This window comes from Pacificoceanicola algae (assembly GCF_049341065.1).
Taxonomy (GTDB): Bacteria; Pseudomonadota; Alphaproteobacteria; order Rhodobacterales; family Rhodobacteraceae; genus Pacificoceanicola.
Genome location: NZ_JBMPIX010000003.1, coordinates 173,637 through 187,555, shown reverse-complemented (window position 1 = coordinate 187,555; position 13,919 = coordinate 173,637). Strand labels below are relative to the sequence as shown.

14 protein-coding genes are annotated in these 13,919 nt (G+C 59.6%); 10 read left to right on the top strand and 4 right to left on the bottom strand.

Going from position 1 to position 13,919, the window contains the following annotated elements; translation table 11 throughout:
- Positions 1–36: 36 nt before the first annotated feature.
- From ACOYQJ_RS05840 to ACOYQJ_RS05800, 9 genes are all read left to right on the top strand, one after another.
- Complete coding sequence (locus tag ACOYQJ_RS05840; RefSeq protein WP_422905068.1) at positions 37–1,275, top strand: OmpP1/FadL family transporter; 1,239 nt, start codon at positions 37–39, stop codon at positions 1,273–1,275.
- A 117-nt stretch (positions 1,276–1,392) separates the two neighbouring features.
- On the top strand, positions 1,393–2,295 hold the full coding sequence (locus ACOYQJ_RS05835) for a DMT family transporter (protein WP_422905067.1): 903 nt from the start codon (positions 1,393–1,395) through the stop codon (positions 2,293–2,295).
- A 54-nt stretch (positions 2,296–2,349) separates the two neighbouring features.
- Positions 2,350–3,210: an ATPase gene (locus tag ACOYQJ_RS05830; RefSeq protein ID WP_422905066.1), complete on the top strand. Its 861-nt coding sequence runs from the start codon at positions 2,350–2,352 to the stop codon at positions 3,208–3,210.
- Positions 3,211–3,275: 65 nt separating this feature from the next.
- A complete protein-coding gene (locus ACOYQJ_RS05825) occupies positions 3,276–4,199 on the top strand; it encodes a homoserine O-succinyltransferase (RefSeq protein ID WP_422905065.1) in 924 nt (307 codons plus the stop codon).
- A gap of 3 nt (positions 4,200–4,202) precedes the next feature.
- Entirely contained in the window at positions 4,203–5,162 is a 960-nt protein-coding gene (locus ACOYQJ_RS05820; RefSeq protein ID WP_422905064.1) for an alpha/beta fold hydrolase, read from the top strand.
- Positions 5,163–5,198: 36 nt separating this feature from the next.
- The gene (ppk2, locus tag ACOYQJ_RS05815) at positions 5,199–6,068 is read left to right on the top strand and encodes a polyphosphate kinase 2 (RefSeq protein WP_422905063.1); all 870 of its coding nucleotides are present in this window, start codon (positions 5,199–5,201) and stop codon (positions 6,066–6,068) included.
- Positions 6,061–6,681 (top strand): TetR/AcrR family transcriptional regulator, encoded by a 621-nt coding sequence (locus ACOYQJ_RS05810; RefSeq protein ID WP_422905062.1) that lies wholly within the window; start codon positions 6,061–6,063, stop codon positions 6,679–6,681. Before ppk2 ends, ACOYQJ_RS05810 begins: the two co-directional genes overlap by 8 nt.
- Positions 6,682–6,716: 35 nt before the next feature.
- Positions 6,717–7,565, top strand: coding sequence for a sulfotransferase family protein (locus ACOYQJ_RS05805; protein ID WP_422905061.1), 849 nt, complete (start codon positions 6,717–6,719; stop codon positions 7,563–7,565).
- 12 nt (positions 7,566–7,577) lie between these two features.
- Positions 7,578–8,372, top strand: a complete 795-nt coding sequence (locus ACOYQJ_RS05800; RefSeq protein WP_422905060.1) for a hypothetical protein — start codon at positions 7,578–7,580, stop codon at positions 8,370–8,372.
- Here the strand turns inward: ACOYQJ_RS05800 and ACOYQJ_RS05795 are convergent.
- The gene (locus ACOYQJ_RS05795; RefSeq protein WP_422905059.1) at positions 8,360–9,421 is read right to left on the bottom strand and encodes a glycosyltransferase family 2 protein; all 1,062 of its coding nucleotides are present in this window, start codon (positions 9,419–9,421) and stop codon (positions 8,360–8,362) included. The two genes, ACOYQJ_RS05800 and ACOYQJ_RS05795, sit on opposite strands and share 13 nt — an antisense overlap.
- A gap of 168 nt (positions 9,422–9,589) precedes the next feature.
- Between ACOYQJ_RS05795 and ACOYQJ_RS05790 the strand changes: the two genes are divergently transcribed.
- A complete protein-coding gene (locus tag ACOYQJ_RS05790) occupies positions 9,590–11,221 on the top strand; it encodes a metallophosphoesterase (RefSeq protein WP_422905058.1) in 1,632 nt (543 codons plus the stop codon).
- Between the two features lie 61 nt (positions 11,222–11,282).
- On the opposite strand, the gene rpsI is transcribed toward ACOYQJ_RS05790, so the two are convergent.
- The 3 genes from rpsI to ACOYQJ_RS05775 form a co-directional block, all read right to left on the bottom strand.
- Positions 11,283–11,771 (bottom strand): 30S ribosomal protein S9, encoded by a 489-nt coding sequence (gene rpsI / locus ACOYQJ_RS05785; protein ID WP_422905057.1) that lies wholly within the window; start codon positions 11,769–11,771, stop codon positions 11,283–11,285.
- 2 nt (positions 11,772–11,773) lie between these two features.
- A complete protein-coding gene (gene rplM / locus ACOYQJ_RS05780) occupies positions 11,774–12,232 on the bottom strand; it encodes a 50S ribosomal protein L13 (protein ID WP_422905056.1) in 459 nt (152 codons plus the stop codon).
- A gap of 247 nt (positions 12,233–12,479) precedes the next feature.
- Positions 12,480–13,874, bottom strand: a complete 1,395-nt coding sequence (locus tag ACOYQJ_RS05775; RefSeq protein ID WP_422905055.1) for an aminotransferase-like domain-containing protein — start codon at positions 13,872–13,874, stop codon at positions 12,480–12,482.
- Positions 13,875–13,919 lie beyond the last annotated feature (45 nt).

Genomic DNA, 13,919 nt, shown 5'->3' with positions numbered 1-13,919 from the left:
GCCGCAGAGACTTCCCAGCCAAGGGATGAGGGACAGATGAAAAAAACATTTTTTGGGGCCGCGTCGCTGGCCCTGACCGCAACCACTGCAATCTCTGGTGGTATTGAGCGGTCTTCTAACGATTACGGCTTGATGTTTCAGCCTGGCACCGTGATGAACCTTGGACATGCTTTGGTGACGCCTGATGTCTCGGGTGATTATACCGCAGCTTTGGGCGGTGGCAGCACTGGGAACATGGCCAAGTCCTATGGCACCTTCAGCTTTGCCTACAAGAATGATCTGTCCGATCGTCTGTCCTTTGGCATCTATCACAATCAGGCCTATGGCGCTGGCGCATCCTACCGCCAAGGCGTTTATACCGGGCTGAACGCCGATTGGCAGAGCAAACAGACCTCTGCGATCCTGCGCTACAAACTGGCCGACCGGGTGTCGGTGTTCGGGGGCGTGCGTTACGTGCTGAGCAAGGCCGACATCGCCATCCCGGAGCTTTTGGTGCGCGGCGCGGTTGGCGCCTATGCAACCCAACTGGCGACGGACGCGGCGGCAGCGGCCGGCGCTGGGGATTTGGCTACGGCCGCATCCTTGGCTGCCAAGGCGACCACGCTGGGCACTGCAGTCAACCCGCTGTCGAACCCGCTGGGCGACCCGGGTTTGAACTATACCGCAAACGGCGCTCAAACCGGTGACTTCGGCTATGTGCTTGGCGCAGCATACGAAATTCCAGACATCGCGCTGCGGGTTTCCTTGACCTACGAAAGCTCCGTCACACACGCGTTCGACACGTACGAAATGCTGCCAACGCTGGGGATCAACGGCAATGGCACCACCGAGATCACCATGCCGCAATCGGTCGCTCTGGATTTCCAGACCGGCATCGCCGAGGGCACCTTGCTGTTCGGCGGCGTAAAATGGACCGAATGGTCCGCATGGGAAGTGCGCACACCCGGGTATGAATCCGTGACCGGCAGCGAAGTCACCGGCTTTGCCAGCGACACGACGACCTGGAAACTGGGCCTTGGCAAGCAGTTCAACGAAAACTACTCGGCCTTCGCGCAGATCACCTATGAAGCGGGTGATGGCGAAGTCGCTTCGCGCTTGTCCCCAACTGACGGGCGGACCTCGATCGGTCTTGGCGCGCAGTTCACCGAAGGCCCGCACAAGCTGCGCGTCGGGTTGGAGTATGTCAAGCTGGGCAATGCCACGGATAGCACCGGCGTCAAGTTCGAGAACAACTCGGCGATCGGTTTTGGCATGTCCTACACGACAACGTTCTAAACCTTCCTAAACAGACAATTCGGACATGCACGAGGGGGAACTCTCGTGCATTTTCTTTTGGGCCATTGCGCAAGATGCGGATCGCCTCGCCCTGGATCACAGCGCAAATTCCTGACCATGACACAGACATCCCTTTCCACCCGCGCCTGGTTTGAATTGTTCTTGCTGGGTCTCATCTGGGGCGGTTCCTTTCTGGCGATCCGCACGGCGCTGGATGAGATCGGCCCGCTGACATCGGTTCTGTTTCGCACCGGGTTGGCCGCTGCACTGCTTTGGCCCATCGCTTGGATCCGCGGCTACCGCGTGCCAAAGGGCGCGGCGATCTGGGGCAGTTTTCTGGGCATGGGGCTGCTGAACAACGTCGTCCCGTTTTCCCTGATGGCATGGGGTCAGTTGCATATCCCGTCCGGGTTGACATCGATCCTGAATGCGACCACGGCGATTTTCGGCGTGCTGGTCGCCGCTGCCGTCTTTGCGGACGAACGGCTGACGCCGCGCAAAATGATCGGTGTGGGGCTTGGATTTTCAGGGGTTATCGTGGCGATCGGACCAGCTGCGCTGTTAAAGTTTAATCTGACCTCCACCGCGCAACTGGCTGTGATTGCGGGAACTTTTTCATATGCCTGCGCAGGGGCATGGGCGCGAAAGCGGCTATCCGGCCTGCCGCCGCTGATTGCCGCTGTTGGCATGCTCAGCACCTCGACACTGATTATGACCCCGCTTGCGGTCGCTGTGGAAGGCGCGCCAAACCTGACGATGGGTACCGCCACCTGGGCGGGCATTCTTTACTACGCGGTGTTTGCGACGGCGCTGGCCTATCTGCTATATTACCGTGTTCTGGCCATGGCTGGGGCGGGCAACCTGATGTTGGTCACGCTGATCATTCCGCCAACCGCGATAATGCTGGGCGCGTGGGTCCGGAGCGAAGACCTGTCCGCACAGGCCTATGCCGGTTTTGTTCTGCTGGCCCTTGGGCTTGTCGTGCTGGACGGCCGGCTGCTGCGCCGTAACAGGGTTTGACGCCGCCCGCCCCCGCGCGTAATCCATGCCTGACCATAGCCCGAGGGAGCAGGCATGCTGTACGACACCGCAGACGACTGGCGCCGCGCCGCGCATAAACGTGTGGTCCTTTTCGCCATGTCAGGTCTGGGCAAGACCCATGTGTCGACCCTGCTGCGCGATGCTGGTGACTGGTTCCACTACTCGATCGATTACCGCATCGGTACGCGCTACATGGGTGAATACATCGCCGACAACGCCAAGCGCGAAGCGATGAAGGTGCCCTTTCTACGCGAGCTGTTGATGACGGATTCGATTTATATCGGATCGAACATTACTTTCGACAATCTGTCGCCGGTATCAACCTACCTTGGCAAACCCGGAAACCCGGCCAAGGGCGGCATGGCGATGGATGAATACCGGCTCCGTCAGGCACAGTTTGAACGCGCGGAACGTCAGGCGCTTCTGGATACGGACTATTTCATCCACCGTGCGCAGGATCTGTATGGCTATCCGCATTTTGTATGCGATACCGGCGGCAGCATCTGCGAATGGGTCGATCCCGAAAACCCGGATGATCCGATCCTGACAGCTTTGTCCAGCTGCGCCCTGATGGTCTGGATCAAGGGCAGCGCCGCCCACACAGAGGAACTGATCCGCCGCTTTGACAAAGCGCCCAAACCCATGGCCTATCGCCCCGATTTCCTCGAAAGGGTCTGGCGCGAATATCTTGATCTGCAAGGCTGCGCCGAGGCCGAGGTCAACCCCGATGCCTTTATCCGCTGGACCTATGCGCGGGCGCTGGCCCACCGGCAGCCGCTATATGACGCCATGGCAGCGCGCTGGGGGATCACGGTCGAAGCCTCGGACATGGCCACGGTGCGAGATCAGGCCGATTTCACCGATGTGATCGCCAGCGCCCTGCCCGCAGCCTAGGTCCGCGCCTTGTCGCTGCGCCGCCGATAGCCTATCTCTCTGACTTCAAACGGAGACCATCAGACATGCCGATCAAATTGCCATCCGACCTTCCCGCCTATGACGTGCTTTCGCGCGAAGGCGTCATGGTCATGGCCGAAGAGCAAGCGGCCCGACAGGACATCCGCCCATTGCGGATTGGTCTGCTGAACCTGATGCCCAAGAAAATCCAGACCGAGAACCAGTTTGCCCGGTTGATCGGCGCGACGCCCTTGCAGATCGAACTGTCGCTCATCCGCATGAGCGAGCATCGCACCAAGAACACCGCCGCCGACCACATGGAAACCTTCTATCGCCCCTTTTCGGAGGTGGCTGAGACCGGCGAAAAATTCGATGGGCTGATCATCACCGGCGCGCCGATCGAACATCTGCCCTTTCCGGACGTGACCTATTGGAAGGAACTGGAGCAGGTCTTTGACTGGACCCAGACCAATGTACACTCCACCTTTGGCGTCTGCTGGGGCGGCATGGCAATGATCAACTATTTCCACAAGGTGCCCAAGCATGACCTGCCGCACAAGGCCTTTGGCTGTGTGCGCCATCAGAACCTTATGCCCGCCTCGCCCTATCTGCGCGGCTTCTCCGACGACATGGTGATCCCGGTGTCGCGCTGGACCGAGCTTCGGCGCGAGGAAATCGAGGCGGCTGGACTGACCATTCTGATCGACAGCTATGACACCGGCCCCTGTCTGGTCGAGGATCCGGCGCATCGCGCGCTCTATATCTTCAACCACTTCGAATACGACAGTGGCACCCTGAAAGAAGAGTATGACCGCGACGTGGCCGCCGGAACGCCGATAAACGTGCCGGCCAATTACTACCCGGACGACGATCCGAACATGACCCCACTAAATCGCTGGCGCAGCCATGCGCACCTGCTTTATGGCAACTGGATCAACGAGATATACCAAAGCACGCCGTTTGATCTGGCCCATATCGGGCAAGGTTAAACCATGTTGAAACTGGGCCTTTCGCTTCTTGTCATCTTGGTAGCCTTTTGGGTTCTGACCCAATGGCGCGCCAGTCGGCACGAGGCGGCGGCCCTGCGGGACTATCCTCCTGTCGGCGATTTCCTTGAGGTCGACGGCAAGCGGGTTCACTATGTCGCCAAGGGCTCTGGCCCCGATCTGGTGCTGATCCACGGGTCCAGCGGCAATCTGCGCGACATGACCTTTGGCTTGGTGGACAAGCTCGCGCAAGACTACCGCGTGATCGCCTTTGACCGCCCCGGTCTGGGCTATAGCGACCGTTTGAACGGTGCCGGGGCGACGATCTCCGAGCAGGCCGAGCTGCTGTCCAAGGCCGCCGCCCAACTTGGCGCTGAGAGGCCCGTCGTCATGGGGCAGTCCTACGGCGGCGCCGTGGCCCTGGCATGGGGCGTGACGCGGCCTGAACAAACCGCCGCTTTGGTTCTGATCTCGTCACCGGCCTACCCGTGGAGCACACCGCTTTCGACCTATTACAAGGTTCTATCTCACCCGTGGCTTGGCCTTGTTGCAATCCCGCTGCTGACCGCATGGGTTCCCGAAAGCGTCGTGCAGCGCAACGTCGCCGAGGTTTTCCTGCCGCAATCCGAACCCCCGGGCTTTGCCGAGCACTTTGGCGTGGCCCTGACATTGCGGCGCAGCAGCCTGCGCGCCAACGCCTTGCAACGCGCCGGGCTATTGTCAGAAATGACCGCGCTTTCAGAACGTTATGACGCGTTAACCATGCCGATAGAGCTGGTACATGGCAGCGCCGACACCACCGTGGGCGCCGTCATCCATTCGGTTCCCTTTGCGCAGCGCCATCCAAATGCCAATCTGACACTGCTTGAGCGGATCGGACACATGCCCCACCACAACCGCCCCGGCGCTGTCATCGAAGCCATTCACCGCGCCGCCTTCAGGGCCGGATTGCGCCCGGCCCCGTAACATCCCATATTGCCGCGACCCGATAGCGAGGCCCCCATGACCCTGCCCTTTGACGGCGCCATCAGCGCCTTTTTCAAGAAAGACGCCCCGCAAGAGCTGCGTGACGCGATTTTGCGCGCTGACAAGGACGACATCCTTTCGCACAGCTACCCCTACAGCGAAGAACTGAAGCGCAAGGCCTATGAAAAGGAAATGAAGGCGCTGCAGATCGAGCTGGTCAAGATGCAGACCTGGGCGCGCGAAACCGGAGCCCGTGTGGCCTGTGTCTTTGAGGGGCGTGACGCGGCAGGAAAAGGCGGCACAATCAAACGCTTCCGAGAGAACCTTAACCCTCGCGGCGCACGTGTGGTGGCGCTGCCCAAGCCTTCGGACACTGAGGCGACTCAATGGTATTTTCAGCGCTACATCGACCATCTGCCCGCCGGCGGCGAAATCGTGTTCTTCGATCGGTCGTGGTACAACCGCGGCGTCGTCGAAAAGGTCTTTGACTTTTGCACGGATGCACAGCGCGAACATTTCTTTGTCCAAACGCCCGAATTCGAAAAGATGCTGGTTGATGAAGGCATTCACCTGTTCAAGTTCTGGCTGAACGTTGGCCGCGCCGAGCAATTGCGCCGCTTCCTTGCGCGTGAAGAAGACATGCTAAAGCAATGGAAACTCTCTTGGATTGATGTTGAGGGTTTGAACCGCTGGGACGCCTATTCCGAAGCCATCAAGGAAACGCTGGCCCGCACCCACACAAAGGACGCGCCCTGGACGATCATCCGATCCGACGATAAACGCCGCGCGCGGCTCGAGACGATCCGCCACCTGCTTGGCGCGCTCGACTACACGCGCAAAGATGCCAAGGCCATCGGCCGCTCTGATCCAAAGCTCTGCGGCGGCCCGGACCTTTGGGATGCCTAAGAAGCGCGGCTACCATCACGGCAATCTGCGCCAGGCCCTGGTCGAGGCCGCGCTGAACCTGATCGAGGAAAAAGGCCCCACCGGCTTTACCTTGTCAGAGGCGGCCAAGCAGGCCGGCGTGACCCCGGCAGCCGTTTATCGCCATTTTGCCGGCCGCGAAGATCTGATCGCCGAGGCCGCGCGGCAGGGTTATGAGATTTTTGCCGATGTGATGGAATACGCCTATCAAAAGGGCCAACCGTCCGCGCTTGCCGCGTTCGAGGCGACGGGCCGCGCCTATCTGGCCTTTGCCCGCAAATACCCCGGTCACTATATCGCGATGTTCGAAAGCGGCATCAGCGTGAACCATTCGCCCGAATTGGCCATGGTGTCGGCCCGTGCGCGCGGCGTTCTGGAAAAAGCTGCAGCGGAATTGTCCCAGCACATCCCGCCGGAAAAGCGCCCGCCTCCGGCGATGTTCTCGGCCCATATCTGGGCGCTGAGCCACGGCGTGGTCGAACTCTTCGCGCGCAACTCTCCCGGGACGCAATCGCCCTTTCCGCCCGAGGATCTTTTGGAAAGTGGCATCGGTGTCTACCTGCGCGGCCTTGGCCTGCTGCCCGAAGACAAATAGCTGGAGGCAGATCGTTGGAATCCTCATCGTCGGCTATGAACAAAGATTTCTTTCTGGGTCTTGGAGGGCAGAAATGCGGCTCTTCATGGATACAAGCCTATTTATCAGGGCAATCCGGGTCGGATTTCGGGCGTTTGGGGGAGTATCAGGTTTGGGAACACCGGACCGGCGGGGTCTTTGCCAGATACCGCGTGCCCGAACCTTCGCCACTTCAAAAACTGCGCGCACGGGCCAAGATGGCGCTCGGCGCGCCGGAGCCGACGCCGCATCTGCGCTGGCGTCTGCAAAGCAGCGAACAAAGCTATTTCGACTATTTCGGCGCGCTTCTGGCCCGTCCGGGCATTCAACGCACCGGCGATATCACCCCGTCTTACGCAGGGCTTCCCGCGGACCTTCTGGTGCGGATCAAGACGGGGATGGCAGCGCAGGGCGCCGCGGTGAAGGTGCTCTTCTCCATGCGTGATCCGGTGGACCGGCTGCGATCGCACCTGCGGATGGAAATGGCCAAGGGCCGCCTGCCCGCTTCGGACGACAACGAAGCCCCTTTGCGCGCCTTTTATGCCAGCAAAGAGGCCAAGGCGCGTAGCCACTATGACCAGACGTTGAATGCAATCAATCAGGTATTCGAGCCCGCCAACACGCATATCTGCCTGTTCGAAGACCTGTTCACGCCCGAAGGCATCAAGGCATTGGCCCGGTTTGCCAATGTCCCGGCCGATCCGTTTGCCGGGTCCAAAATGGTCAACGCGCGCGAAAAGGGCCGCGGGATATCCGAGGCCCTTGAGGCTGAGATTGCCAATCACTATGCCCCCGTTTACACCGCCGTCGCAGCGCGACTGCCGCAGGTGAAAACGCTCTGGCCCTCGGCGCGTTTCGTGCTCTGAAAGGATCCCGCGATGATCATCAGCCGCAAACACGGGTATATCTTTCTTCATAGCCGCAAGACCGCCGGCAGCTCGATCAGCGTGTCGCTTTCGCGCGATCTGGGGCCGGATGATCTGATGCTATCGGGTCTTCTGGAAACCATGGAGGCGGGCATGCCGATTCCGGCGCATATGATCCGCGACGCCCGCGCGCAATTGCGCGATCAGCCCCTGCTGCAAGAAACCCGAATGCGGGCCGCGTTTTTTGGGCTGCGCGGCAAGGCAAAACGGCATTATGCCATTCGCAAGCTGGTCAATCGCCGCTACAGCGAGATACTGAACGAAGAGCATCCTCAACACGCTTATGCCGAAACCATCGCCCGCGCCTTTCCCGAGGATTGGGCTGCCTTTCCCAAGATCTGCGTCGTACGCAACCCCTGGACCAAGATGGTTTCGGACTATTTCTGGCGCACCCGGCGCATGCCGCAGCGCCCCACGTTCGAGGCCTTTGTCCGCGCCATCGAAACCGGCGACGATCTGGGGGGCTATATCCAGTTGCGCTATTCCGACAATTGGCCGCTTTATACAATCGACAATGAAATCGTTGCCGATCACGTGATCCGGTTTGAAAACCTGATGCCCGGGCTGGCCGAAACTTTTGCCGCGCTGAATATCCCGTTTGACGGATGGCTACCGAACGCCAAGGGTGGTCATCGCCCGAACAAGGGTAAAAAAGCCGATCCGCGTAGCTTTTACACGCCGGAACTGCGCGACACCGTCGGGCGCCTGTACGAGCGCGAGATCGCAGCCTTTAATTATCGGTTCTGATCAATCGGCCAGCGCATGAGACCGCAGCGCAACAGTTGCTCGGGCCCTTCATATCGCTCTGAATTCTCATCAAGAAAGCCGTTTTCGACCCCGGCCATCTTGTCCAGAAGCTCGGCATAATAGCGGTACTTGGCCGCTCCGTTGGCGTGGGCTCCCCAGGCTCGGGCGCGCGCGATCTTGTCCGCAAATTGCGCCGTAAAAACGAAATGCGCCACGGTCAGCACGATCTCGGATGAGGGGGGCAAGTTGGCGTAGTGCGTGTTCTCCAAACGGCTTGTCGCGGTCCGCTGAACCAGCGGTGTCTTGTGACGTGGAGATTTCTGGAACATCTGTGCCTTGCGGGCACGGGACGGCATCCACAGCTTGTGCCAGCCTTCGCGAATGACTTTAGGTTCCACATTGAAGCGCTTGAAAAGGCGTGCTGTTTTCGATTCCCCGACGATGTTCGGCTGCTCGCCCTGGCGAAGGTCAACCAGCCTCTCGGGTTGGAACCATGGGTAGGCCGCGATCAGGTCGTCAAAGCTTTGCGGCAAGGCGCCTTGCAGCCCATCGGCGGAGTTCGGGAAAAATTCAACGACCGAGGCGACGGCCGATGTCGCGCCTTCGATGCGCAACCGCGCAACGATGTCTGTCAATGATGACACCTCCGGCGGAAGGATAAGGAATTCGTCGGCATCCAGATACCCAACGAACGGGCCATCGAAAAACAGATGCGGCAGAGCGATCTTGAGGTACGAGCCAAGGCGTTCGTCGCGGGCCTTCCCTTCGGGATCCACGTAACGCACAATTTTGCCGTAACTCTGGTCCGACCGCATCACCACGCAATCGCTTTGCGCACAAAGGTATTCGAAACTGCCATCGTCGCTGGCATCATCCCAGATCAGGAATTGTTCGAACCCGACCCCGCGGTGGTAATCCAACCAGGCTGGCAAAAATCCCATTTCGTTCTTCATGGTGGAAAACAGCGTCAACCGCGCGGGATCGACTTGCCCATGCACGACCCGAGCCAACTGGCCTGCGTCCTCAATCCTGTAGACTTCCTGGGCCATCGGGCTTCCCTTTGCTGTCGGCACCTGCCGCCTGTTTGCCAAATAAATCAAGCAATGCCCAGACCGCCAAATCCCTTGGGGATCAAAGCACGACTTTCCACTTGGCTGTGTTAGAATTTTCGGATTCGCCATTTGGTTGAAAATCATTTTTCTCAGAGGAGCAATTTCATGAAGTCGACACTCACAGCGTTGGCCTTGGGCTGCGCAATGGCCGTTTGCGGCAATGGCGCTTTGGCACAAAGCGTGCATGCCGCTTGGGCGCAAATCATGGGATCAGACGGCCCGGTTCAGAAAACCGGGGGTGAGATGCCTTTGAACCTGTCGCTGCGCGTGGTGACGGATCAGGCGACCGATTGCACCGGTTTCACGCTCGCCGCGCGTATCCCCGGTTTGACCGAAGCTCTTGTGCGTCCCACTTGGACCCCGCGTCACAATCGTCCTGGATTTGGATTTGACGCGGTCACGGTTTGCCAAACCGACATGAACGAAGACTGGGATCAGGTGCGGCTACTGGCCAGCGATGGCACGACCGCGATCACCACCAACGATGGCACCGATGTTGTCCTAGCTGGCGCCGGACGCAGAACGACTGCCGTCCCGCAGTTCGTTGTATTTGGTGACACTGGCTGCCGCGGCTTTGGCAATGCGCGCGGATCGCAGGACTGTTCTGCCAATAGTACCGGAACCGGCACCCGCTTCCTGTTCGAAAAGATCGCGGCTCAGGCCATGGCAACAGCCCCCGATCTGGTGATCCACCTTGGCGACTACCGATATGACACCGAGCGCACCAAGGACTGGGACAAGTGGAACAGCGATTTCTTTTCGCGCGTCGCTTCGGGCGCTCTGATGCAAGTGCCTTGGGCCTTTGTGCGCGGCAATCATGAACGCTGCGACCGTGCGGGACATGGCTGGTACTATTTCTTTGGCCCGAACGACGACAAGATCACTTGTATCGGGGACGACCCGCGCCTGATCAAATCCTGGTACTTCGATCTGCGCGACAGCCGCGCCAGCAACGCCGCCGCGCCGCACCGCTTTGTGTTTGTCGGCACCAGCCCGACGATCGACAAACCCAGTGAACACGCCGAAAACCTTGCCCTAGACGCAAAGTCTCTGGCGGAGGCTCAGATGAGGTTCGAACAAAGGCAAGCCGTTGAAAAGGTGGATCTTTGGAGTAGGGAAGTGGCCGAGTTTTCGCAGGCCCTGGCATGGGCGAACGAGGTCACGGCCGCCGGGGAACAAATCGGCACATGGCTGGTGATGCACAAACCGATCTGGGGTCTGGATACATCGGGGCGCTATCCACGGCGGGTCGATCCGCTTGTAGGCGCGGCCTTTGAGGATGCCGTGGAAAAGATCCAAGGCACGCCCTGCGCGCCTTATCAACATGATGCCTGCGGGCTCAAGGCGGTCCTTGCCGCGCATGAACACATGATGACCAATGTGGTCTTTTCCGCCGCCGCCCTGCCCCAACAATACGTCGTCGGGATGAGCGGCGTTCGGCTTGACAACCCTCCGGGTGCGGTTGACGGCGATGGGCTTTCGATGGGCGGTTGCCGTCACGATATGTCGGGTCTGCATATGGCGCAAAATGTAGAGGGCATTGCCGCCGAGTACCGTGGGCGCCTTTCCGGAACGTCCGGCAATGACGCCTTTGGGTTTGTGCAGTTCACACGCGACAGTGACGAACCTTCGGGCTGGGCCGGAACAGCGATCTATGTCGACAAAAAGGCCCAAACCTTGCGCAATGGCCTGAATATCGGACCGGCAAGCAATTTCCAAGACTGCCGCGTTCCCTGAAGGGCCGACCAAAAAAGGCCGCCCGGATAGGGCGGCCTTTCGAAAAACATGAAGCGTAGGATTAACGCTTGGAGAACTGGAAGCTCCGGCGCGCCTTGCGCTTACCGAACTTCTTACGTTCAACCACACGGCTGTCGCGGGTCAGGAAGCCAGCGGCTTTCAGAGCGCCACGCAGCGAGGGATCGTACAGCTGCAGCGCCTTGGAGACACCGTGCTTGACCGCGCCGGCCTGACCGGACAGGCCACCACCCTTGACGGTTGCCATCACGTCGAACTGGTCTTCGACACCAGCAACGGTGAACGGCTGGCGCAGGATCATCTGCAGCACGGGACGAGCAAAATACTTGTTCATCTCTTTGCCGTTGACGGTCACCTTGCCAGAGCCCGGCTTGATCCAGACGCGGGCGACCGCATCTTTCCGCTTGCCGGTGGCGTAGGAACGACCCAGTTCGTCACGAACGGGCTCGCGCGGGGCTTCGAGGACGACAGCGGCGGCTTCGACGCCTGCGGCTGTGCCCAGCTCTTCCAGAGAATTGATCTGATCAGCCATGATTACACCCGCGTGTTTTTCTTGTTCATCGACTTTACATCCAGCACTTCAGGCGATTGCGCCTCGTGCGGATGTTCGGCGCCTGCGTAGACACGCAGGTTGGTCATGACACTGCGCGACAGGCGGTTGCCCGGCAGCATGCGCTTGACGGCCTGAACAACAACGCGCTCGGGGTGTGCCCCATCGAGGATCTGCTGCTTGGTCCGGGATTTGATCCCGCCCGGGTGGCCGGTGTGCCAGTAGAAATGCTCATCACGCTTGTTGCCAGTCATCTGGATCTTGTCAGCGTTGATGATGATGACGTTGTCACCCATATCCATGTGGGGGGTGAAGGACGGCTTGTGCTTGCCGCGCAGACGCATGGCGACGATCGAAGCGAGACGGCCTAGAACAACGCCTTCGGCGTCGATCAGGATCCATTTCTTCTCGATGTCTGCCGGTGTCGCAGAGAAGGTTTTCATGGGTCTATTCCGTTTTAGATTGAGAAAGGCCGCGCTGTGCCGCACGGCCCCGAAATCCGATGGGCGGGTTATATACCTGCCAAATGCGCAGTCAAGCGCCGTTTATTCAAAATACATAAGCAAAAACAATATCTTAAAATTATGGTACCATAATACCCCACATCCCTCCGTCTTTCTCCGGTCATTGATCGGGATGTAAGGCGAATTCCCAGCGACATTTTCACAGCAGCGCGGAATCATATAGCGGTCAGACTGCAATCCGCTCGGGTGGGTTATCAAGCAGATCGCGCAGCCGCTGCATCGCCGCCTCGAAACTGCCCAGCGATACATGCGCATTGATGGCCAACCGCACCGCATGCGGGGCCGATCCATTGCGGAGCGCAAATTCATCGGCATTGCGCAGTTGCACGCCCTGCGCCTCGGCCGCCTGCACAAAAGTGCTCGCCCGCCATCCGTCTGGCAATCTTAGCCAAAGATAGGGTATGTCCTCGTGCCAGTTCAGATCATAGCCGCCAAGCGCGTTCACGGCGACACGGACGTAATCACCAAACACCAAGCGCACCTTTTCCATCAATGCAAAGGTCTCGTCCCGCGTCAGGATATCCTGCGTCACATGCGCCAGAGGACAGGCCAAGCCAAAGAACCCATGTTCGGCGGCGCGGCGCAGATTGGCGCGGTGGCGTTCCGGGGCGACGGCAAAGCCCACCCGAAGCGACGGGGTCAGGCATTTTGAAAAGGAAGACACATGCCAGCCCTGCTCTGGCAAGAGCGCGCGATAAGACGGCGCCTTGGCACGACCCAGCCGATAACAATCGTCTTCCAGAATGTGAAATCCGATGCGGCGGGCCACCTCTGCAATCCGCTCGCGGCGCCGCGCAGGGGTGTGCAGACCGGTAGGATTGTGCACTTCGGGACTGGTACAAAGCAGCTGCGCGTCATAGCGGCGGGCTATATTCTCAAGTGATTCTGGTACAATACCCTGATCGTCCATGGGAACCGAAACCACATCCGCGCGCAAAAGCTCGGCCGCGCGACGGAACCCCGGATAGCTCAACTCTTCGACCAGAACGACCGGGCGCTGGCCTTTCAACACCGCCTGCATGACCAGCGAAATGGCTGACTGACCGCCGTGGCTCAGCACGATGTCTTCGTTGGACACCGGGCCAAGAACCGTCCCTTCCAGCCAGCGGATAACAGCCTGCCGCGCCGGAGCAAAAGCGCGGGCCGTGGGGTAATTCAGCAGATCCTCAGGCGGTCTGTCAGAGAGGCGGGCAAAGGCATCGCGCAGCAAAGACACCTGCCCCACATCCGGCAATCTGGGAGAAAAAAGACTTACCTGATCAGTATCTTCTGCTGCGTACTTCGTCGGCCACTTCAACTGGGTGATCGGCCTGGTCGGTCCGGCGACAAAGGTGCCGCGGCCCACTTCCGCCTGCAAGATGCCTTCGTCCGTCAGGATCGTGTAGGCCCGTGCCACTGTGCCGGGCGTGATCTTGAGCTGCCATGCCAGATCACGCACGGGAGGCAGCTTGTCGCCCTGCCCCAGATCACCCGCTGATATCGCCGCCCGGATCGCCTCGGAAACGGCGCGGTACTTTGGCCCGGAATTTTGCAATCCATAGCGGTGTGAAATTGTATCCATCACAATGTTTCTCTCGACCCAGTACAATTGCGCGTGTATCAGAAT

What these genes read in the sequence shown, in the direction of transcription:
- ACOYQJ_RS05840 (WP_422905068.1), top strand. Translation starts at nt 37, where the DNA reads ATGAAAAAAACATTTTTTGGGGCCGCGTCGCTGGCCCTGACCGCAACC.
- ACOYQJ_RS05835 (WP_422905067.1), top strand. Translation starts at nt 1,393, where the DNA reads ATGACACAGACATCCCTTTCCACCCGCGCCTGGTTTGAATTGTTCTTG.
- ACOYQJ_RS05830 (WP_422905066.1), top strand. Translation starts at nt 2,350, where the DNA reads ATGCTGTACGACACCGCAGACGACTGGCGCCGCGCCGCGCATAAACGT.
- ACOYQJ_RS05825 (WP_422905065.1), top strand. Translation starts at nt 3,276, where the DNA reads ATGCCGATCAAATTGCCATCCGACCTTCCCGCCTATGACGTGCTTTCG.
- ACOYQJ_RS05820 (WP_422905064.1), top strand. Translation starts at nt 4,203, where the DNA reads ATGTTGAAACTGGGCCTTTCGCTTCTTGTCATCTTGGTAGCCTTTTGG.
- ppk2 (WP_422905063.1), top strand. Translation starts at nt 5,199, where the DNA reads ATGACCCTGCCCTTTGACGGCGCCATCAGCGCCTTTTTCAAGAAAGAC.
- ACOYQJ_RS05810 (WP_422905062.1), top strand. Translation starts at nt 6,061, where the DNA reads ATGCCTAAGAAGCGCGGCTACCATCACGGCAATCTGCGCCAGGCCCTG.
- ACOYQJ_RS05805 (WP_422905061.1), top strand. Translation starts at nt 6,717, where the DNA reads ATGAACAAAGATTTCTTTCTGGGTCTTGGAGGGCAGAAATGCGGCTCT.
- ACOYQJ_RS05800 (WP_422905060.1), top strand. Translation starts at nt 7,578, where the DNA reads ATGATCATCAGCCGCAAACACGGGTATATCTTTCTTCATAGCCGCAAG.
- ACOYQJ_RS05795 (WP_422905059.1), bottom strand. Translation starts at nt 9,421, where the DNA reads ATGGCCCAGGAAGTCTACAGGATTGAGGACGCAGGCCAGTTGGCTCGG.
- ACOYQJ_RS05790 (WP_422905058.1), top strand. Translation starts at nt 9,590, where the DNA reads ATGAAGTCGACACTCACAGCGTTGGCCTTGGGCTGCGCAATGGCCGTT.
- rpsI (WP_422905057.1), bottom strand. Translation starts at nt 11,771, where the DNA reads ATGGCTGATCAGATCAATTCTCTGGAAGAGCTGGGCACAGCCGCAGGC.
- rplM (WP_422905056.1), bottom strand. Translation starts at nt 12,232, where the DNA reads ATGAAAACCTTCTCTGCGACACCGGCAGACATCGAGAAGAAATGGATC.
- ACOYQJ_RS05775 (WP_422905055.1), bottom strand. Translation starts at nt 13,874, where the DNA reads ATGGATACAATTTCACACCGCTATGGATTGCAAAATTCCGGGCCAAAG.